Below are 17,107 nucleotides of genomic sequence, written 5' to 3' on the forward strand. Positions count from 1 at the left end.
CGGTCGCTCTGGCTCGACTACTCTAGTGGGCGGCGGGCAACCCTGCTCGCCACTCGGGGCCTGGAGCTGTTACCAGGCTTGTGCAAGGCAGCGCAACAAGGATGTGGCGATGACCGAAAGCAACCGGATGTACAGCTGGCAAGGCACCAACGCCCAAGGTGCCTTGATCAGCGGCCAGAGTGCGGCGCGCAGCCCGGCGTTGATCAGGGCGCAGTTGCGCCAGCGCGGGATTCGCCCGGGGCGTATCGCCAGTGTGCGCCCGCCGTTGTGGCAATGGCGGCGGCCACTGGATGGCAAGGCGCTGAGCCAGTTCAGCCGCCAGCTGGCCACCCTGGTCAAGGCCGGGGTGGCGCTGTTGCAGGCGTTGGATGTAGTGGCCCAGAGCAGCGCCAACCCGGCGCTGGCCAGCCTGCTGGGGGCGATCAAGGCCGATATCGCCGCCGGCAGCAGCCTGGCCACTGCCCTGCGCCGGCACCCGCAGTACTTCGATCGGCTGTACTGCAACCTGGTGGACGCCGGTGAGCAGTCCGGCAGCCTGGAGACGGTGCTGGCCCAGGTGGCGGCGCTGCAGGAGCAACGCCAGGCCCTGCGCATGCGGCTGAAAAAAGCCATGACCTATCCTCTGCTGGTGTTGCTGGTGGGCTTTGCGGTGTCGGCGTTGTTATTGCTGGAGGTGGTGCCGCGCTTTCAGTCGTTGTTCGGCGGTTTTGGTGCCGAGCTGCCGGCCTTTACTCAACAGGTGATTGGCTTGTCGCAGTGGTTGGGCGCGCACCTTGGGTGGCTGTTGATAACGTTCGGCGGCGCTTGTAGTGCGCTGGTTTGGGCTTATCGGCACAAGCCTGGGGCGCGTTTGTGGCTGGTGCGCGTGGCGCTGCGCTTGCCGGTGCTTGGCAGCCTGCTCCGGCACGCCGCCCTCGCCCGCTTTGCCCGCACCCTGTCGACCTCGTTTGCCGCCGGGGTGCCGCTGGTGGAGGCGCTGGGGCCGGTTGCCGGGGCCTGCGGCAATCCGTTGTATGAGCAGGCGGTGCACAAGGTGCGCGACGACCTTGCCAGTGGCCTGGCCTTGAACGTGGCACTGCGCGCCAGCGGGTTGTTCCCACCGTTGGTGGTGCAGATGTGCGCCATTGGCGAGACAGCCGGCACGCTGGACGATATGCTCGCCAGGATCGCTAGCCACTATGAACAGGCCATCGACCACCTGCTCGACACCCTCACGGCCCTGATTGAGCCGTTGATAGTGCTGATCCTGGGGTTGCTGGTGGGCAGCCTGGTGATCGCCATGTACCTGCCAATCTTCCAGCTGGGCAATGTGATCTGACCATGAACCTGTTGAACACCCTGGCCAGCCAGCCACTGATGTACCTGAGCTTCGCCCTGTTGCTCGGGCTGATTGTCGGCAGTTTTCTCAATGTGCTGGTGCATCGCCTGCCGATCATGCTCGAACGCCAATGGCAGGCCGAAGCCCGTGAGGTACTGGCGTTGCCCAGCGAGGCACAAGCGCCGCGCTTCGACCTGTTTTTACCGCCCTCGCAATGCCCGCATTGCGCCCACCGCATTCGCCCGTGGGAAAACATACCGGTGGTGAGTTACCTGGCCTTGCGCGGGCGCTGTTCCGCTTGCCAGGCGCGCATCAGCCCGCGCTATCCGCTGGTGGAGCTTGCCTGCGGGGCGCTGACGCTGTTTGCCGCCTGGCATCTGGGTTTTACCGTCGCGGCCCTGGCGTTGATGGTGCTGAGTTGGGGCCTGCTGGCCATGAGCTTGATCGATATCGAGCACCATCTGCTGCCCGATGCCCTGGTGCTGCCGTTGTTGTGGCTGGGGCTGATCGCCAATGCCTTTGAACTGTTCGTCCCGCTGGAGGATGCCTTGTGGGGCACGGTGGCCGGTTACCTGAGCCTGTGGTCGGTGTTCTGGGTGTTCAAGCTGGTCACCGGCAAAGAGGGCATGGGCTATGGCGATTTCAAGTTGCTGGCCATGCTCGGCGCCTGGGGCGGCTGGCAGATTTTGCCGCTGACCTTGCTGTTGTCGTCGCTGCTGGGGGCGGTGATCGGCCTGGTTATGCTGCGCCTGCAGCGCAAGCAGGCGAGCACGCCGATCCCCTTTGGTCCCTATCTGGCCATTGCGGGCTGGATCGCGCTGCTCTGGGGTGGTCAAATAACCACTTCCTATCTGAAATATTCCGGATTCTGATGACCACCGCTGCTTTCACCCCCTGGATTCTCGGCCTCACCGGCGGCATCGGCAGTGGCAAGAGCGCCGCCGCGCAGCGCTTTGTCGAGCTGGGTGTGCACCTGGTCGACGCCGACCAGGCCGCGCGCTGGGTGGTCGAGCCGGGCCGCCCGGCGCTGGCGAGTATCGTCGAGCGTTTCGGCCCGGGGGTGCTGCTCGAAGACGGCCAGCTCAACCGCGCCGCCCTACGCGAGCTGATCTTCGCCGACCCGCAGCAACGGCTGTGGCTCGAAGCGCTGCTGCATCCCTTGATCGGCCAGGAGATCTTCAGCTACCTGGCCAAGGCCGAGTCGCCCTATGCGGTGTTTGTTTCGCCGTTGATGGTCGAGTCTGGCCAGTACAAACGCACCGACCGCCTACTGGTGATCGATGCGCCGCAGGCACTGCAGGTGCAACGCACCCTGCTGCGCGACCAGACCAGCACTGAGCAGGTGCAGGCCATCCTCAAGGCCCAGGCCAGCCGTGAACAACGCCTTAGCCACGCCCACGACGTGATCGTCAACGACCGCGACCTGGCCTGGCTGCATTCGGAGGTCGACCGCCTGCACCACTTTTACCTGACTTTGCGAGGAGGCCAAGCATGAGCCAACCAACGACCGTAGATTGCCCGACCTGTGGCGCCCCTGTGGAATGGAGCGCCGCCAGCGCGTTTAGGCCGTTCTGTTCCGACCGCTGCAAGCTGATCGACCTGGGTGCCTGGGCCTCGGAAGAGCACAAGATTCCGGTCGCTCCGGATGCCGAAGACGAGCTGTTCTCCGGCGAGCTCGACCCGCGTCACTGAGGCCTCAGCGCTCGGGGTCGTCATCCTTCCACGGGGCCTGCAGGTAGCGGGTCCGGTTGAAGGTCTCCAGCCACTCCGGGCAGAACACCACCAGGGCGCTGACCACCATGCCGTTGATGAAGGCTTCGGGGAAGATGATCAGCCACAGGTAGCCGATAAAGTCCTCGATCCACTCCGGCATGACGAACCGCCCGTCCATCCACAGCAACCCCAGCCCACCGAGCAGGCACAAGAGTGCCGACAGCGCCGCGGCAAAAAAGCCTGAACAGAAGATATAGACGAACAGGTTGCGCGGCTGGGCTCGCTCCACCAGGATCGCGCACACCTCGGTGACCAGCACCGGCAGGCCGATCAGCAGCAGGCCATTGACCCCCATCGCCGCCAGGTCCTGACGCCCCAGCGCCAGCAGGCCGAGCTGCGCCAGCAAGCCACCGACAATCGCCAGCGGCCAGTCCAGCAGCAGGGTGACGGCGGTCATGCCGATAAAGTGATACGACACCCCGGTGTCGAAGTCGCGGCGTACCAGCCACAGGGCAAACAAGGCGAACACCGTACCAAACAGCAAATGCTGGCGCCGGCTGTCGGCGAACAGTTCCAGCCAGCGGGTACGCGCCACCGCCCAGATCAGCACGGGCACATAGGCGACCCAGGCGATGGTCAGGGTCTGGCTGGAAAGTACGGCGGCACTGATCACGGCAAATAACCCTTGTGCGAGTGAGGCAATAGACCTGGGGGCAGTCTACACCTCGGGGCTGGCTTGATCAGCCTCCGCCGGTGCTTTGGGTGCCTCGAACAGGCGGAACACCGCGCCTTCAACCAGCCAGTCTGCTGGCTGGCAACTCGGGTTGCGCTGCAGCTCGACCACGCTGACGGTGGTCGCCGACACCTGCACATCGGCCCAGGCGCCGTAGCAAGCGAACTCGTTCAGGGTCAGGCGCAAGCGGTAATCGCCGGGCATGACGCTGAGCACCTTGGGGTTGAACTCGGCGTAGCTGCGCACGATTTCGTCTTCTGCGCCGCGATGGTCGATGAGCTTGACGCTGTAGGGCGCTGAATCGCCCTCCTTGAGCACTACATAGCGGCCATCCGGGGTGTCGTAAGGCACGGTAGGCGTCCAGAACAAAAAGCCCACGCCGTACACCACCAGGGCACAAACCACCGTGCCGGAACCGAATATGCCGCCCATCTTCACTACGCTCATGTTTCTTCCCTGATATTCACTGAGCCCACAACGGGTGCGCAGTCTAGGCGCTGGCCCGGCGTTGCAGCAATGGCTTGCAGACATTTCCTGCAAAGCTCAATTGAACGCTAAGCTTGTGCCCATGGACGACTCAGACTACTTGCGCCTGCTCACCATTCAGGCCGAACAAGCCAATGCGTTTCTATCCAATGCCCGTAAATGGGAACGTGAGCGTTGGGTCTGCCAGCGCCTGCTGCAAGGCCTGAATATTCCTTACCGCAGCGAAGATTTTGCCGCCGCCGGGCAAGAGCCGCCTGACGTGCTGTTTCGCGATGCCGCCTTCGAGGTGTTTTTTGTCCTCGATGAGGGCCGGCGCCTGAACGACGAGTGGCGCGAAGAGCTGCAGCGCCGGCGCAGTGCCTTTTCGTTGAGCCAGCTGGTGCGCCGCGAGGCCCGGCCACGGCGGATCAGCGCCCAGGAACTGCTGCAGCGCCTGGCGCCGACCCTGCGGAAAAAATCGCACAACTATCAGGAACGCGGCCTCGACCTGAGCGAGCTGGACATCATTGCCTTCGCCAGCCTCAAGCGCGAAGTGCTCGACCTCAATAGCCACTTCCCGCCACCCACCGAATATCTGCGCCAGGGCTGGCGCTCGTTGTCGCTGGTGGGCCCGACCTTCGCCCGGGTGCTGTTCGCCCACCCCGATGCGCCGGATTTCTTGCGTGGCAATCTGGGGCGCAGCATCGTTTTTGATGTCGGAATCAGCCTCTGAGCTGGCCCCCTGCCAAAGCCCGATGGCATAAATTCTGCGCCGGTGATACAAAGCGCAATCATTCGTTATAAAGACAGCCAAGTGACTGAAAGATGGGCGACCTTCGAGCAACTACAGTGAACACTGTAGCTTTCCCACAGTCACAAGCGTCTATCTGACGAGGCCCTCATGACCAGCCGCCTGAATCCCGATGACCAGCGTCGTGTCGATGAATACCTGCAAGCCCCTCAGCACCAAGTCGAGCGCAAGCCTTTCCGGCCCTGGCTGCTCCTTGTGCTGGTGGTGGCCGTAACGGTTGCGCTCGGCTTGTTGAGCCGCCTCTTGAGTCAACTGGTGCTATGAGCTGCCTTGCGCTCGCCCACAACGCCCGCCCCGTGCGGCCTACCACTCAAGACCCGAATTCCGTAAACCTTATGAGATATCTCCATGACTCACCGTATAGTGATTGTCGGCGGCGGCGCCGGCGGCCTGGAACTGGCGACCCGCCTGGGTAAGACCCTGGGCAAAAAGGGTAGCGCCAGCATCACCCTGGTCGACGCCAACCTGACGCACATCTGGAAGCCGCTGCTGCACGAAGTGGCGGCCGGCTCGCTCAACTCTTCCGAAGACGAACTGAACTACGTGGCCCAGGCCAAGTGGAATCACTTTCAGTTCCAGCTCGGGCGCATGAGCGGCCTGGACCGCGAAACCAAGCAGATCCAGCTGGCCGCGACCCTCGATGAGGACGGTCGCGAGCTGCTGCCTGCGCGCACCCTGGGCTATGACACCCTGGTGATCGCGGTGGGCAGCAACACCAACGACTTCGGCACCCTGGGCGCGGCGCAGCATTGCCTGTTCCTCGACACCCGCAAGCAGGCCGAGCGTTTCCACCAGCAACTGCTCAACCATTACCTGCGTGCCCACGCAGGTGATCAGGCCCATGAAAAAATCAGCGTGGCCATCGTTGGTGCCGGCGCTACCGGTGTCGAGCTTGCCGCCGAGCTGCATCACGCGGCCCACGAACTGGCGGCTTATGGCCTGGATCGTATCCAGCCAAAAGACATGCACATCACCCTGATCGAAGCCGGCCCGCGGGTGCTGCCAGCACTGCCGGAGCGCATCAGCGTGCCGGTGCACAAGACCCTGGAAAAACTCGGGGTGACAGTGATGACCAACGCGGCGGTCAGCGAAGTGACGGCCGATGAGCTGCGCACCAGCAATGGCGAGGTGATTCAGGCCAGCCTCAAGGTGTGGGCGGCGGGTATTCGGGCGCCGGGGTTCCTCAAGGACATCGACGGCCTGGAAACCAACCGCATCAACCAGCTAGTGGTACGCCCTACCCTGCAGACTACTCTGGACGACAACATTTTCGCCTTTGGCGACTGTGCTGCCTGCCCGCAACCGGGTAGCGACCGTAACGTGCCGCCACGGGCACAGGCTGCGCATCAGCAGGCGTCGTTGCTGGCCAAGGGGTTGAAGGCGCGCCTGGAAGGCAAGCCGTTGCCAACTTATGCGTACCGGGATTACGGCTCGCTGGTGTCGCTGTCGCGCTTCTCGGCGGTGGGTAACCTGATGGGTAACCTGACCGGTAGCGTGATGCTCGAGGGCTGGTTGGCGCGGATGTTTTATGTGTCGCTGTATCGCATGCACCAGATGGCGCTGTATGGGACTTTCCGTACGCTGATGCTGATGCTCGGCAGCCGGATCGGCCGCGGGACTGAGCCGCGGTTGAAGCTGCACTGATTTTGTATTGGCTTTGAGGGCCTCATCGCGGGTCAAGTCGAGGCGTCGCACCGCCGCTCCCACAGGTATGGCGGTGTTTCTGTGGGAGCGGCGGTGCGGCGACCCGACTTGACCCGCGATGGCGTCGGCATTGTTTATTTCAGTACCCGATAAGTACTCTGCACAAAGCCGCTTTCAAAGGTGGTGCTGCGCAGATGCTGCAGCGTCACGTCCTTCGCCAGGGCCCCGAACAGCGGGATGCCGCTGCCCAGCAACACCGGTATGCGGGTGATGGTCAGTTCATCCAGCCGGCCTTCGCGCAAAAAGCTCTGAATCACCTGCCCGCCATCGAGGTACAGGCCCTTGGCGCCTGTTTCATTCAGGTGCTCGACCAGGTCGGCGACCGGCCCCGGGTGCACTTCAACGCCATGCTGCATATCGGCCTGCTGCAAGGTGCTGCTCAGCACCACCACACGCTTGTGCGGATACGGCCACTCGCCAAAGGTCAGGACCTTCTCGAAGGTGTTGCGGCCCATGACCAGGGTGTCGATGGTGGCCATGTACGCCGCATAGCCGTGATCGTCACTGGAGCTGGTGGCAACCATCAGCCAGTCCAGCTCACCGCTCTCACGGGCGATGAAGCCATCGAGGCTGGTGGCGATGTACACGGAGGTTTTCAGGGGCACGGCGCAACTCCTTTGCAGGAAATAGCCGGATAGTATCAGCCAGGGCGCAGAAACGAAAAAAGGGCACCTTTTGCAAGGTGCCCTTCTTTCTGAAGATGGTCGGGGTAAGGGGATTCGAACTCCTGACATCCTGCTCCCAAAGCAGGCGCGCTACCGGACTGCGCTATACCCCGGTAAAAAAAAAGGCTCCGATTAAGGTGCCTTTTTTATGGCTGGCTGCTAATGGCAAACCAACCTTTTAAGATTTGAACCCAGCGTACCGGATTCAAAAATGGTGGGTCGTGTAGGATTCGAACCTACGACCAATTGGTTAAAAGCCAACTGCTCTACCAACTGAGCTAACGACCCTAAGATGGTCGGGGTAAGGGGATTCGAACTCCTGACATCCTGCTCCCAAAGCAGGCGCGCTACCGGACTGCGCTATACCCCGGCTTGAAATTTGGCTCCGCGACCAGGACTCGAACCTGGGACCCAATGATTAACAGTCATTTGCTCTACCGACTGAGCTATCGCGGAACTATCAATTTCAATTACAACAGTGCTGCAATTTCGAGTGCTGTATCACTACCGCTTCGAACTCTTCGACCTTGTGCATCGCTGCGTTCATGTCTCTGAGGCGCGCTATTCTACAACCTTCAAAACCCTTGTCAACCCCTAATTTGCATTCAACTTACTGATTTGCAACTTTTTTTCAGATTCCCAATTTTGCCGGGAAGCTGCGGGGCGACATACAGCGGGGCGCACTTTACAAGCACTCGAGAAAAAATGCAAAGAAAAAAGGCCTCGAAATTCGAGGCCTTAGCGTAACCCGCCGAAAACTCAGGCGAAGACGATCTCTTCGCCCTCGACCTTCGCCGTGATGGCGCTGCCTGGCAGGAACTGGCCCGACAGGATCAGCTGCGCCAACGGGTTCTCGATCCAGCGCTGGATCGCCCGTTTCAGCGGCCGTGCGCCATAGACCGGGTCGTAACCGACGGCGATCAGTTTATCCAGCGCCTCGGGGCTCAGCTCAAGGCTCAGCTCACGTTCGGCCAGACGGCTGCGCAGGCGGCCGAGCTGTATCTGGGTGATGCCAGCAATCTGCTCGCGACCCAGCGGTTCGAACACCACCACTTCGTCGATCCGGTTGATGAACTCCGGCCGGAAGTGCGAACCCACGGCATCCATCACCGCCGCACGCTGCGCTTCACGATCACCCACCAGCTCCTGGATCTGCGAAGAGCCCAGGTTGGAGGTCATGACGATCACGGTATTGCGGAAATCCACCGTCCGCCCGTGGCTGTCAGTCAGGCGACCGTCTTCCAGCACCTGCAGCAACACGTTGAACACATCCGGGTGGGCCTTCTCGACCTCGTCCAGCAGCAGCACCGCATAAGGTTTGCGCCGCACGGCTTCGGTCAGGTAGCCGCCCTCTTCATAGCCTACGTAGCCTGGTGGAGCACCGATCAGGCGAGCCACGGAGTGTTTCTCCATGAACTCGGACATGTCGATGCGCACCATGGCCTCTTCAGTGTCGAAGAGAAACTCCGCCAGCGCCTTGCACAGCTCGGTTTTACCGACACCGGTCGGGCCGAGGAACAGGAACGAGCCGCTCGGGCGGTTCGGGTCCGAAAGGCCGGCACGCGAACGGCGCACGGCGTTGGACACTGCCACCACGGCTTCTTCCTGGCCGATCACCCGCTCGTGCAGCAGGCTTTCCATCTTCAGCAGTTTTTCCCGCTCGCCTTCGAGCATCTTCGACACCGGGATGCCGGTCCACTTCGACACGACTTCGGCGATCTCTTCTTCAGTTACCTTGTTACGCAGCAGCTGGTTTTCCGCCTTGCCGTGCTGGTCGACCATCTGCAGGCTGCGCTCCAGGTCCGGGATCACCCCGTACTGCAGCTCGGCCATGCGGCTGAGGTCGCCCTTGCGCCGGGCCGCTTCGAGCTCCTGACGCGATTGCTCGATTTTCTGCTGGATCTGCGCCGAGCCCTGTACTTCGGCTTTTTCCGAGGTCCAGATCTCTTCCAGGTCAGCGTACTCGCGCTCCAGCCGGGCGATCTCTTCGGTGAGTTTCTCCAGGCGTTTGAGCGCGGCTTCGTCGTCCTCTTTCTTCAGCGCCTGGGACTCAACCTTCAGTTGAATCAGGCGGCGCTCCAGGCGGTCGAGCACTTCCGGCTTGGAGTCGATCTCCATGCGGATGCGGCTGGCCGCTTCGTCGATCAAGTCGATGGCCTTGTCCGGCAGCTGCCGGTCAGTGATGTAGCGATGGCTGAGCTTGGCCGCGGCGATGATCGCGCCGTCGGTGATCGCCACCTTGTGGTGCACCTCGTAACGCTCTTTGAGGCCACGCAGGATGGCGATGGTGTCTTCTTCGCTCGGCTCTTCTACCAGCACCTTCTGGAAACGCCGCTCAAGCGCTGCGTCCTTTTCAATGTACTGGCGGTACTCGTTCAGCGTAGTGGCGCCGACGCAGTGCAGTTCACCACGGGCCAGGGCCGGCTTGAGCATGTTGCCGGCGTCCATCGAGCCTTCGCCTTTACCGGCGCCGACCATCGTGTGCAGCTCGTCGATGAACAGGATGATCTGCCCTTCCTGCTTGGACAGCTCGTTGAGCAAGCCTTTGAGGCGCTCTTCGAACTCACCGCGAAACTTGGCACCGGCGATCAGCGCGCCCATGTCCAGCGACAGCAGGCGCTTGCCTTTAAGGCCGTCCGGCACTTCACCATTAATGATGCGCTGGGCCAGGCCTTCGGCGATGGCGGTCTTACCGACGCCAGGCTCACCGATCAGCACCGGGTTGTTCTTGGTCCGGCGTTGCAGCACCTGGATGGTCCGGCGGATTTCATCGTCACGGCCGATCACCGGGTCAAGCTTGCCGTCTTCGGCGCGCTTGGTCAGGTCGACGGTGTATTTGTCCAGGGCCTGGCGCGACTCTTCGGCGTTGGGGTCATTGACCGCCTCGCCGCCGCGCAGGTTGCTGATGGCATTTTCCAGGGCCTTTTTGCTCACGCCCTGGCTGAGCAGCAACTTGCCAAGCTTGCTGTTCTCGTCCATGGCCGCCAGCAGCACAAGCTCGCTGGAGATGAACTGGTCTCCCTTCTGCTGGGCCAGGCGGTCGGCCTGGTTGAGCAGACGCGCCAGGTCCTGGGACATGTTGACGTCGCCGGTCGGGTTCTGGATTTTCGGCAGCTGGTCGAGCTCTTTGCTCAACGCCTTGCGCAGGCTGTTGACGTCAAAGCCGACCTGCATCAGCAACGGCTTGATCGAACCGCCCTGCTGATCGATCAGGGCCTGCACCAGGTGCGCAGGCTCGATGGCCGGATGGTCCATACCCACGGCCAGGGATTGGGAATCGGATAATGCTAATTGCAGCTTGCTGGTCAAACGGTCTATTCGCATGGGTTACCTTCCTTTATGGGCAGGTCGGAGCGATGGACACACCTGATGAAGAAAAACCTGCCAGAGATACCACTGTAGATAAGGGTGATTCTGGAAGATTCAAGCTAGGCGGGCTTGATCCAGGTCAGCGCGCTGCCAGCCAGACCAGCGAAGCGAAGCGGCCACCCTGCGGGGTGCGCCGATAAGAATAGAAGCGCGGGTCGCTGACGGTGCACAAGCCACCACCATAGACGGCATTGACGCCGCGCGCTGCAAGGCGAAGGCGGGCCAGCTGGTAGATGTCGGCCATCAGCTTGCCGGGCTGGGCACCGGGCACGAAGGCCTGGGCAGTTTCCGGATGAACGGTCGTGAACGCATCACGAACCTCAAGGCCGACTTCAAAGGCTTGCGGGCCAATCGCCGGGCCCAGCCACACCAGCACCTCTTCGGGCGGCAGTGCCAAGCGTTCCAGAGTCGCCTCCAGCACACCGTTGGCCAGCCCGCGCCAGCCCGCATGGGCGGCGGCTACGCGGGTGCCGGCGCGATCGCAGAACAGCACCGGCAAGCAGTCGGCGGTCATGACCGTGCAGGCAATGCCAGGGGTGTCGCTGTAGCTGGCATCAGCCTCGGCGATCACCTCGGGGTCGGCTTTGGCTACAACTACGCCATGCACCTGCTTGAGCCAGGCCGGCTGGATGCCGAACTCGGTGGTCAGGCGCCGGCGGTTCTCGGCCACCGCTGCTGGCGCATCGCCAACATGATCTCCGAGGTTGAAACTTTCATAGGGCGGCAGGCTGACCCCGCCGCTGCGCGTAGTGACGCAGGCGCGCACCCGGGCTGGCGCAGGCCAGTCCGGGAACAGCAGCGCTTGCGTCAGCTCGCTCATCCGACGAACGCCTCGCGGTCCTGCTTGAGCAGCGACAGCAGCCAGACGAAGTCGTCCGGCAGCGCCGATTCCCAACCCATGCGCTCGCCGGTCACCGGGTGATCGAGCTCCAGGAAGCGTGCATGCAGGGCCTGGCGCGGGAAGGTCTTGAGCGCGTCGACCATGGTCAGGCTGGCCGCTGGCGGAATGCGGAAGCGCCCGCCGTAGACCGGGTCGCCGACCAACGGGAAGTTGACGTGGGCCATGTGCACGCGGATCTGGTGGGTACGCCCGGTTTCGAGCTTGACCCGCACGTGGGTGTGCGAGCGGAAGCGCTCCAGTACGCGATAGTGGCTGACCGCAGGCTTGCCGCCTTCGGTGACCGCCATGCGCTGGCGCTGACCGCCGTGGCGACCGATCGGTGCGTTGATCTTGCCGCCGGCCGTGACCACACCGATCACGATGCATTCATAGATGCGGCTGACGCTGCGGCTTTGCAACTGGGCAACCAGCTGGGTCTGCGCCTGGATGGTCTTGGCCACCACCATCAGACCGGTGGTGTCCTTGTCCAGGCGGTGGACGATACCGGCGCGCGGCACGTTGATGATGTCCGGCACGTGGTGCAGCAGGGCATTGAGCAGGGTGCCATCGGCGTGGCCCGCAGCCGGGTGGACCACAAGCCCGGCAGGCTTGTTGATCACCAGGATGTGGTCGTCTTCATAGACGATATCCAGCTCGATGTCCTGGGCCACCCACTCGCCCTGGGCTTCCTGCTCGGCATCGAGCGCCAGCAGCGCACCGCCGTGGACGATATCGCGCGGACGCAGGACAGCGCCATCGACCGTCAGGCGCCCCTCCTTGATCCAGGTGGACAGGCGCGAGCGCGAGTGCTCAGCGAACAATTGGGCGGCGACTTGGTCGAGGCGTTGCCCGCCCAATTCGGACGGCACCTCTGCGCGAAGTTGAATGATCTCGGACATGCTCGAATCAGCGGGCGGCACAGCCTTTGGTTTCGACTGCGCGCTTGTGGTTAAATACGACGTCTTTTGCCCCGAGGGTTGCATCGGGGTGCTCATCATAACAGGACGGCCACGCCCAAGACAGCGGCCGTCATAGGGACGCAAGCCGCCATGCAAGTGAAACACCTGCTGCTGATCGCCATCCTCGGACTGACCGCTGCTTGTTCTTCGAAGGAAGTCGTCGACGAAAACCTGAGCGAAGCCGAGCTGTACCAGCAGGCGCAGGCCGACCTGGACAACCACAGCTATACCAGCGCCACAAGCAAGCTGAAGGCTCTGGAATCGCGCTATCCGTTCGGCCGCTACGCCGACCAGGCCCAGCTCGAGCTGATCTACGCGAACTATAAAAACGCCGAACCGGAGGCTGCCAAGTCTGCCGCCGAGCGCTTCATTCGCTTGCATCCGCAGCATCCGAACGTCGACTACGCCTACTACCTCAAGGGTCTGACCTCGTTCGACCAGGACCGCGGCCTGCTGGCGCGCTTCCTGCCGCTGGACATGACCAAGCGTGACCCGGGCGCTGCCCGCGACTCGTACAACGAATTCGCCCAGCTGACCAGCCGCTTCCCCAACAGCCGCTATTCGCCTGACGCCAAGCAGCGCATGATCTACCTGCGCAACCTGCTGGCTTCCTACGAAATCCACGTGGCCGACTACTACCTGACCCGTCAGGCCTATGTCGCTGCCGCCAACCGTGGCCGCTATGTAGTAGAGAACTTCCAGGAAACCCCATCGGTCGGCGACGGCCTGGCGGTGATGACCGAAGCCTACATGCGCCTGCACCTGGACGAACTGGCGGCCACCAGCCTGGAAACCCTCAAGCTCAACTACCCGGACCACCCGAGCCTGGTCGATGGCCAGTTCGTGCCGCAGCAGAACGAAGCCGACAACCGCTCGTGGCTGTCCAAGGCCACCCTGGGCCTGATCAATACCGCCCCGCCGCTGCCGCCGGGTGAAACCCGTGCCAACCAGGACGTGGTGAAGCAGTACCAGGACGCCAAGGACGCGATCCCGCAAGAGCTGCTGCCTAAAGATGCCAACGGTGACGTCATCGAAGAAGAAAACCACGAAGCGGAAGGTAACAACGAAGACCGCTCCTGGTTCAGCTACATGACCTTCGGTGTGTTCGACTGAGCCATCGTGTAAAAGATAAAGGGAGGCCAAGGCCTCCCTTTTTTCATGCCCGAGCCCTAGACTGAAGGCTCTTCACTGACAAAGCTGGACACCATGGTTCGCCTACTTTTCTGGATTGCCCTGATTGCTGCTGCCTTCTGGCTGTGGCGCAAGTTCAAGGCCAGCAATGCTGCTGGGCAAAACAACAGCCTCGAAGACCCGCTGAAGATGGTCCGCTGCGCCCATTGCGGCGTGCATTTGCCCAGTGACCGGGCGCTGCATCGCGGGGCGCAGTGGTATTGCAGTCAGGCGCATCTGGAGCAGGGGCCTGGGGCGCAGCGCTGATTGCGCGGCGCCTGCATCGCGGGGCAAGCCCGCCCCTACCAGATTGTAGGAGCGGGCTTGCCCCGCGATGAGCCCTAAAGAGCAGCCACCCGCCCAGCCGGTGCATATGGCGCCGGATCAATGATTGGCTCACGCCCCAGCAACAAATCCGCAAACAACTGGCAGGACGCCGGCGCCAGCACCAGGCCATTGCGGTAATGCCCGCAGTTCAGCCACAGCCCGGCATAGCCCGGAACCTCGCCGATGTACGGAATGCCCTCAGGCGAACCCGGCCGCAGCCCCGCCCAATGGGCCACCGGGGTGGCGTCGGCCAGCGCCGGCAGCAGCTCCACCGCCGATGCCTTGAGGCTTTCCAACGCTTCGTCGGTTGGGGTCTTGTCGTAACCGGCATGCTCCAGGGTACTGCCCACCAGAATATGCCCGTCGCGCCGCGGGATCGCATAACGCCCCTTGGCCAGCACCATGCTCGGCAAAAAGTCTTCGGCGCACTTGTACAGGATCATCTGCCCTTTCACCGGCTCCACCGGCAGCTCCAGGCCCAATGGCCGCAGCAAGTCGCCGCTCCAGGCGCCAGCCGTCAGCACCACGCGATCGGCCGGAATCGGCCCGGTTGCAGTCTCGACCCCGGTGATGCGCTCGCCCTCACGGCTGAAGCCGGTGATTTCGCACTGCTCGCGAATGCTCACGTTCGGCAGCGCCAGCAAGGCGGCCTTGAGTGATTTGACCAGGCGTGGGTTACGCACGTTGGCAACCCCGGCCATGTAGATGGCGCGGCGGAAACCGCCACCCAGCACCGGCACCGCGTCATAGGCCGCCGAGATATCCACAGCACTTAGCGGCCGTCCTTCGCGCTTGGCCCAGGCCAGGGCTTCGGCTTCGTCGTCGAGGTCCAGCCAGTACAGGCCGGTGGTGTGCACTTCAGGGTCAACCCCGGTGCTGGCGAACAGGCGCTCGCCCAGCTGTGGATAAAAATCCTGCGACCAATGCGCCAGGGCCGTTACCGCCGGGCTATAGCGCCACGGGTACAGCGGCGAGACGATGCCGCCGCCAGCCCAGGAAGACTCCTGGCCGAGCGCGCCACGGTCACACAGCACCACCTGCTCGACCTCGGCCGCCAGGTTGAACGCTGTCAGCAGGCCGATTACCCCGCCACCGACAATCACTACTTGCTTGGTCATGTATTGATCCAACGTCTGAAGTAAACCTCAGCCACCCCAACAGCCGCGGCCGCCATCAACGGCGCCGGGATTGCGGCGCACACCGGCCTGGTCGAGTTCGAAATCGGCGCAGCGGTCACTGTTCATCAAACCACCGCCAATGCGCCGGGCGGTAAGGGTGAATGACGTCGAAAGACGAACGGCCTGCAGCCGGTAGTGCTCGGTCCCGGGCGCCAATGGGGTGACCAGGGCTTCGCTGTCGGCGTACTGGCCGCTGCGGGCATAGTGACGTTCGAGCAGTTGCGCGCTTTCGAACAGCAACCCGGCGATTTCCGTGCGTGCGGCCTTGCGGACCTGTTCGCTGTAGCTGGGATAGGCAATGCCCGCCAGAATGCCGACCACGGCGACGACAAGCAACAGTTCAATCAGGCTCAAACCTTTCTGCAGGGTGGACATAAGTCGAACTCCTAGTGAAGCTGGCGCCAGAGAATGCGCCTGGGTGGCTGGGCGCCCTCTTCTACAGCCTGTGCATAAACGCTTTCGAGCACGCTGCGCCCTACCCCGGCGTGGCTGACGGCGGTGATCCGGTACAAGGTAACGGACAGGTTGGCAGGCCAGTGCGCGGCGTGGGTACTCTGGCCAAGGTTCTGTACCAGGTGGAAGCCGCTGGCGCCGCCTTGCCAGCTCAGGCCGGAGGTCGGCCCTTCGCCGCGGTAGACGCCAGGCGCCCGCACCCGTGCAGCTTCCGGCGGCGGTAAACAGTACGAGCATGGCAGCACGCCGACGACGGTCGACTCTCCCAGCAGCAAGGCCTGCTCCGCCTGCTCGAGGCCGTGCAAGGCTGCTTGCAGGTTGCCGGCCATGCGCCCCTGCAAGGTGGCACTGACCATCGCCGAGACGCCGAGCAAAGCCAACAGCCCCAGCAGCACCAGGCTGACCAGCAGGACCACCCCACGCTGGCTGCCGGGCCTAGCCATTGCGCAGGGCCACTGTCAGTTGATACTGCTGCGGCCTTACCCGCGCCAGCGGGTCAAGCAAGGTCAGGCTCAAGCGCAGTCCGGCGATGCGGGTGGCACTCCGGCTGATAATGTCGACGCGCAGCTCACCGAGGTTGTCGATCAGCGGCGCATAACTGGCGCCGCTGCCGAGCATCAGGCTGGTGCCATCAACGCGATAGGTCTGGCGTCGTATCGGTATCGCGAAGTGCTCGGCCGGCGCCGCCTGGACATCGAGATAGACCCGCGCCTGGCTTATGCAATCGGTGACCAGCGTCCAGTTCGGCCGCCCACCGGCGCCAGCGACTTCGGCGCTGATCAGGCTCAATTGCTGCAATTGGCCGTCCGCTGCGTGGATTACCTCCAGCGGTTGGGCAAACGCCTGTGCCGAGGACGGGTTCACATGGCTGATTGCATCCGCACGCAAGCAGCCGAACATGCCGCTCATGCGAATATCCTGGGCCATGCGCTGCAACGCCAGGCGCGCGTCTTCCTGCAGTTGTGCGGCGATGCCCTGAGCCTGCCAGTTCGAAGTGGCCGCCAGAAACAAGCGGCTGACACCGAGCAGCAGCACCAAGCCGAGGCTGAGGGCCAGCAACACTTCGACCAGGCCGACACCGGCTTGCCGGTTCATCGGCCTGGCCCTGCGTTGATGCGCGCTTGTTCGAGCGCGCCATGCTGCAGATACGCCGCCTGAGTACTGTGCAAGGCACTGTCGGTGGCCTGCAGCGCCCGCACTTGCGCAGCCGCTGCAGCAAACACACCCAGCCCCAGCACCAGCATGGCCAGCAGCACTTCGAGCAAGCTCATTCCTTGTTGCCGTCCGCCATCCATGGCGCCATCCCTCCTGCGACTTTTCCCCAGCACTTTGCCAACCCGCCCGACTGGACGCTGCGGTGCG

The 17,107-nt window shown here is 63.0% G+C and carries 20 protein-coding genes and 4 tRNA genes; 9 read left to right on the forward strand and 15 right to left on the reverse strand.

Going from position 1 to position 17,107, the window contains the following annotated elements; genetic code table 11:
• Window positions 1-109: 109 nt before the first annotated feature.
• The 4 genes from LOY22_RS22585 to yacG are packed head-to-tail and all read left to right on the forward strand — an operon-like array spanning window position 110 to window position 3,010.
• Entirely contained in the window at window positions 110-1,318 is a 1,209-nt protein-coding gene (locus tag LOY22_RS22585; RefSeq protein ID WP_258594915.1) for a type II secretion system F family protein, read from the forward strand.
• A gap of 2 nt (window positions 1,319-1,320) precedes the next feature.
• Window positions 1,321-2,190, forward strand: a complete 870-nt coding sequence (locus LOY22_RS22590) for an A24 family peptidase (protein ID WP_258594917.1) — start codon at window positions 1,321-1,323, stop codon at window positions 2,188-2,190.
• Window positions 2,190-2,813: a dephospho-CoA kinase gene (gene coaE, locus LOY22_RS22595; protein ID WP_045200827.1), complete on the forward strand. Its 624-nt coding sequence runs from the start codon at window positions 2,190-2,192 to the stop codon at window positions 2,811-2,813. The genes LOY22_RS22590 and coaE overlap by 1 nt, the downstream gene beginning before the upstream one ends.
• Window positions 2,810-3,010 carry a DNA gyrase inhibitor YacG gene (gene yacG, locus LOY22_RS22600; protein WP_045200825.1) on the forward strand — a complete coding sequence of 67 codons (201 nt, stop codon included), beginning with the start codon at window positions 2,810-2,812 and terminating at the stop codon, window positions 3,008-3,010. The genes coaE and yacG overlap by 4 nt, the downstream gene beginning before the upstream one ends.
• A 4-nt stretch (window positions 3,011-3,014) precedes the next feature.
• Here yacG and LOY22_RS22605 read toward each other — a convergent pair whose 3' ends face one another.
• Together LOY22_RS22605 and LOY22_RS22610 are read right to left on the reverse strand one after the other, a co-directional pair.
• Entirely contained in the window at window positions 3,015-3,704 is a 690-nt protein-coding gene (locus tag LOY22_RS22605; protein WP_045200823.1) for an energy-coupling factor ABC transporter permease, read from the reverse strand.
• Between the two features lie 45 nt (window positions 3,705-3,749).
• Window positions 3,750-4,211, reverse strand: coding sequence for a hypothetical protein (locus LOY22_RS22610; RefSeq protein ID WP_213603237.1), 462 nt, complete (start codon window positions 4,209-4,211; stop codon window positions 3,750-3,752).
• A 121-nt stretch (window positions 4,212-4,332) separates the two neighbouring features.
• Here LOY22_RS22610 and LOY22_RS22615 point away from each other — a divergent pair, with 121 nt between their 5' ends.
• The 3 genes from LOY22_RS22615 to LOY22_RS22625 all read left to right on the forward strand — a co-directional run bounded on the left by LOY22_RS22615 (window position 4,333) and on the right by LOY22_RS22625 (window position 6,684).
• Window positions 4,333-4,962, forward strand: coding sequence for a DUF1780 domain-containing protein (locus LOY22_RS22615; RefSeq protein WP_010220617.1), 630 nt, complete (start codon window positions 4,333-4,335; stop codon window positions 4,960-4,962).
• A 168-nt stretch (window positions 4,963-5,130) separates the two neighbouring features.
• Window positions 5,131-5,304 (forward strand): DUF3094 family protein, encoded by a 174-nt coding sequence (locus tag LOY22_RS22620; protein WP_045200819.1) that lies wholly within the window; start codon window positions 5,131-5,133, stop codon window positions 5,302-5,304.
• Between the two features lie 84 nt (window positions 5,305-5,388).
• Window positions 5,389-6,684 (forward strand): NAD(P)/FAD-dependent oxidoreductase, encoded by a 1,296-nt coding sequence (locus tag LOY22_RS22625; protein WP_045200816.1) that lies wholly within the window; start codon window positions 5,389-5,391, stop codon window positions 6,682-6,684.
• 134 nt (window positions 6,685-6,818) lie between these two features.
• Here the strand turns inward: LOY22_RS22625 and LOY22_RS22630 are convergent, their stop codons facing one another.
• The 8 genes from LOY22_RS22630 to rluD form a co-directional block, all read right to left on the reverse strand.
• Window positions 6,819-7,349, reverse strand: coding sequence for a dihydrofolate reductase family protein (locus tag LOY22_RS22630; RefSeq protein ID WP_258594922.1), 531 nt, complete (start codon window positions 7,347-7,349; stop codon window positions 6,819-6,821).
• Between the two features lie 96 nt (window positions 7,350-7,445).
• A tRNA-Pro gene (locus tag LOY22_RS22635) sits at window positions 7,446-7,522 on the reverse strand.
• Between the two features lie 99 nt (window positions 7,523-7,621).
• Window positions 7,622-7,697, reverse strand: a tRNA-Lys gene (locus tag LOY22_RS22640).
• A 5-nt stretch (window positions 7,698-7,702) separates the two neighbouring features.
• Window positions 7,703-7,779 (reverse strand) — tRNA-Pro (locus LOY22_RS22645).
• Window positions 7,780-7,789: 10 nt separating this feature from the next.
• Window positions 7,790-7,865 (reverse strand) — tRNA-Asn (locus tag LOY22_RS22650).
• Between the two features lie 303 nt (window positions 7,866-8,168).
• The gene (clpB, locus tag LOY22_RS22655) at window positions 8,169-10,733 is read right to left on the reverse strand and encodes an ATP-dependent chaperone ClpB (RefSeq protein ID WP_258594924.1); all 2,565 of its coding nucleotides are present in this window, start codon (window positions 10,731-10,733) and stop codon (window positions 8,169-8,171) included.
• 124 nt (window positions 10,734-10,857) lie between these two features.
• Window positions 10,858-11,598, reverse strand: coding sequence for a peptidoglycan editing factor PgeF (gene pgeF, locus LOY22_RS22660; protein WP_258594926.1), 741 nt, complete (start codon window positions 11,596-11,598; stop codon window positions 10,858-10,860).
• A complete protein-coding gene (gene rluD, locus LOY22_RS22665; protein WP_038998723.1) occupies window positions 11,595-12,557 on the reverse strand; it encodes a 23S rRNA pseudouridine(1911/1915/1917) synthase RluD in 963 nt (320 codons plus the stop codon). Before rluD ends, pgeF begins: the two co-directional genes overlap by 4 nt.
• Before the next feature lie 150 nt (window positions 12,558-12,707).
• Here rluD and LOY22_RS22670 point away from each other — a divergent pair, with 150 nt between their 5' ends.
• Both LOY22_RS22670 and LOY22_RS22675 read left to right on the forward strand, forming a co-directional pair.
• Window positions 12,708-13,730 carry an outer membrane protein assembly factor BamD gene (locus tag LOY22_RS22670; RefSeq protein WP_045200810.1) on the forward strand — a complete coding sequence of 341 codons (1,023 nt, stop codon included), beginning with the start codon at window positions 12,708-12,710 and terminating at the stop codon, window positions 13,728-13,730.
• Window positions 13,731-13,823: 93 nt separating this feature from the next.
• Window positions 13,824-14,054: a PP0621 family protein gene (locus tag LOY22_RS22675; RefSeq protein WP_038998721.1), complete on the forward strand. Its 231-nt coding sequence runs from the start codon at window positions 13,824-13,826 to the stop codon at window positions 14,052-14,054.
• A gap of 74 nt (window positions 14,055-14,128) precedes the next feature.
• Here the strand turns inward: LOY22_RS22675 and thiO are convergent, their stop codons facing one another.
• The 5 genes from thiO to LOY22_RS22700 are packed head-to-tail and all read right to left on the reverse strand — an operon-like array spanning window position 14,129 to window position 17,040.
• On the reverse strand, window positions 14,129-15,232 hold the full coding sequence (thiO, locus tag LOY22_RS22680) for a glycine oxidase ThiO (RefSeq protein ID WP_093379411.1): 1,104 nt from the start codon (window positions 15,230-15,232) through the stop codon (window positions 14,129-14,131).
• A gap of 27 nt (window positions 15,233-15,259) precedes the next feature.
• Window positions 15,260-15,658: a type IV pilin protein gene (locus LOY22_RS22685; RefSeq protein WP_093387269.1), complete on the reverse strand. Its 399-nt coding sequence runs from the start codon at window positions 15,656-15,658 to the stop codon at window positions 15,260-15,262.
• A 20-nt stretch (window positions 15,659-15,678) separates the two neighbouring features.
• Window positions 15,679-16,188 carry a pilus assembly protein PilX gene (locus LOY22_RS22690; protein ID WP_213603231.1) on the reverse strand — a complete coding sequence of 170 codons (510 nt, stop codon included), beginning with the start codon at window positions 16,186-16,188 and terminating at the stop codon, window positions 15,679-15,681.
• A complete protein-coding gene (locus tag LOY22_RS22695) occupies window positions 16,181-16,840 on the reverse strand; it encodes a PilW family protein (protein ID WP_258594930.1) in 660 nt (219 codons plus the stop codon). The genes LOY22_RS22690 and LOY22_RS22695 overlap by 8 nt, the downstream gene beginning before the upstream one ends.
• Window positions 16,837-17,040: a prepilin-type N-terminal cleavage/methylation domain-containing protein gene (locus LOY22_RS22700; RefSeq protein ID WP_045200800.1), complete on the reverse strand. Its 204-nt coding sequence runs from the start codon at window positions 17,038-17,040 to the stop codon at window positions 16,837-16,839. Before LOY22_RS22700 ends, LOY22_RS22695 begins: the two co-directional genes overlap by 4 nt.
• Between the last annotated feature and the right edge of the window lie 67 nt (window positions 17,041-17,107).

Source organism: Pseudomonas sp. B21-035, from assembly GCF_024748945.1.
Lineage (GTDB): Bacteria > Pseudomonadota > Gammaproteobacteria > Pseudomonadales > Pseudomonadaceae > Aquipseudomonas.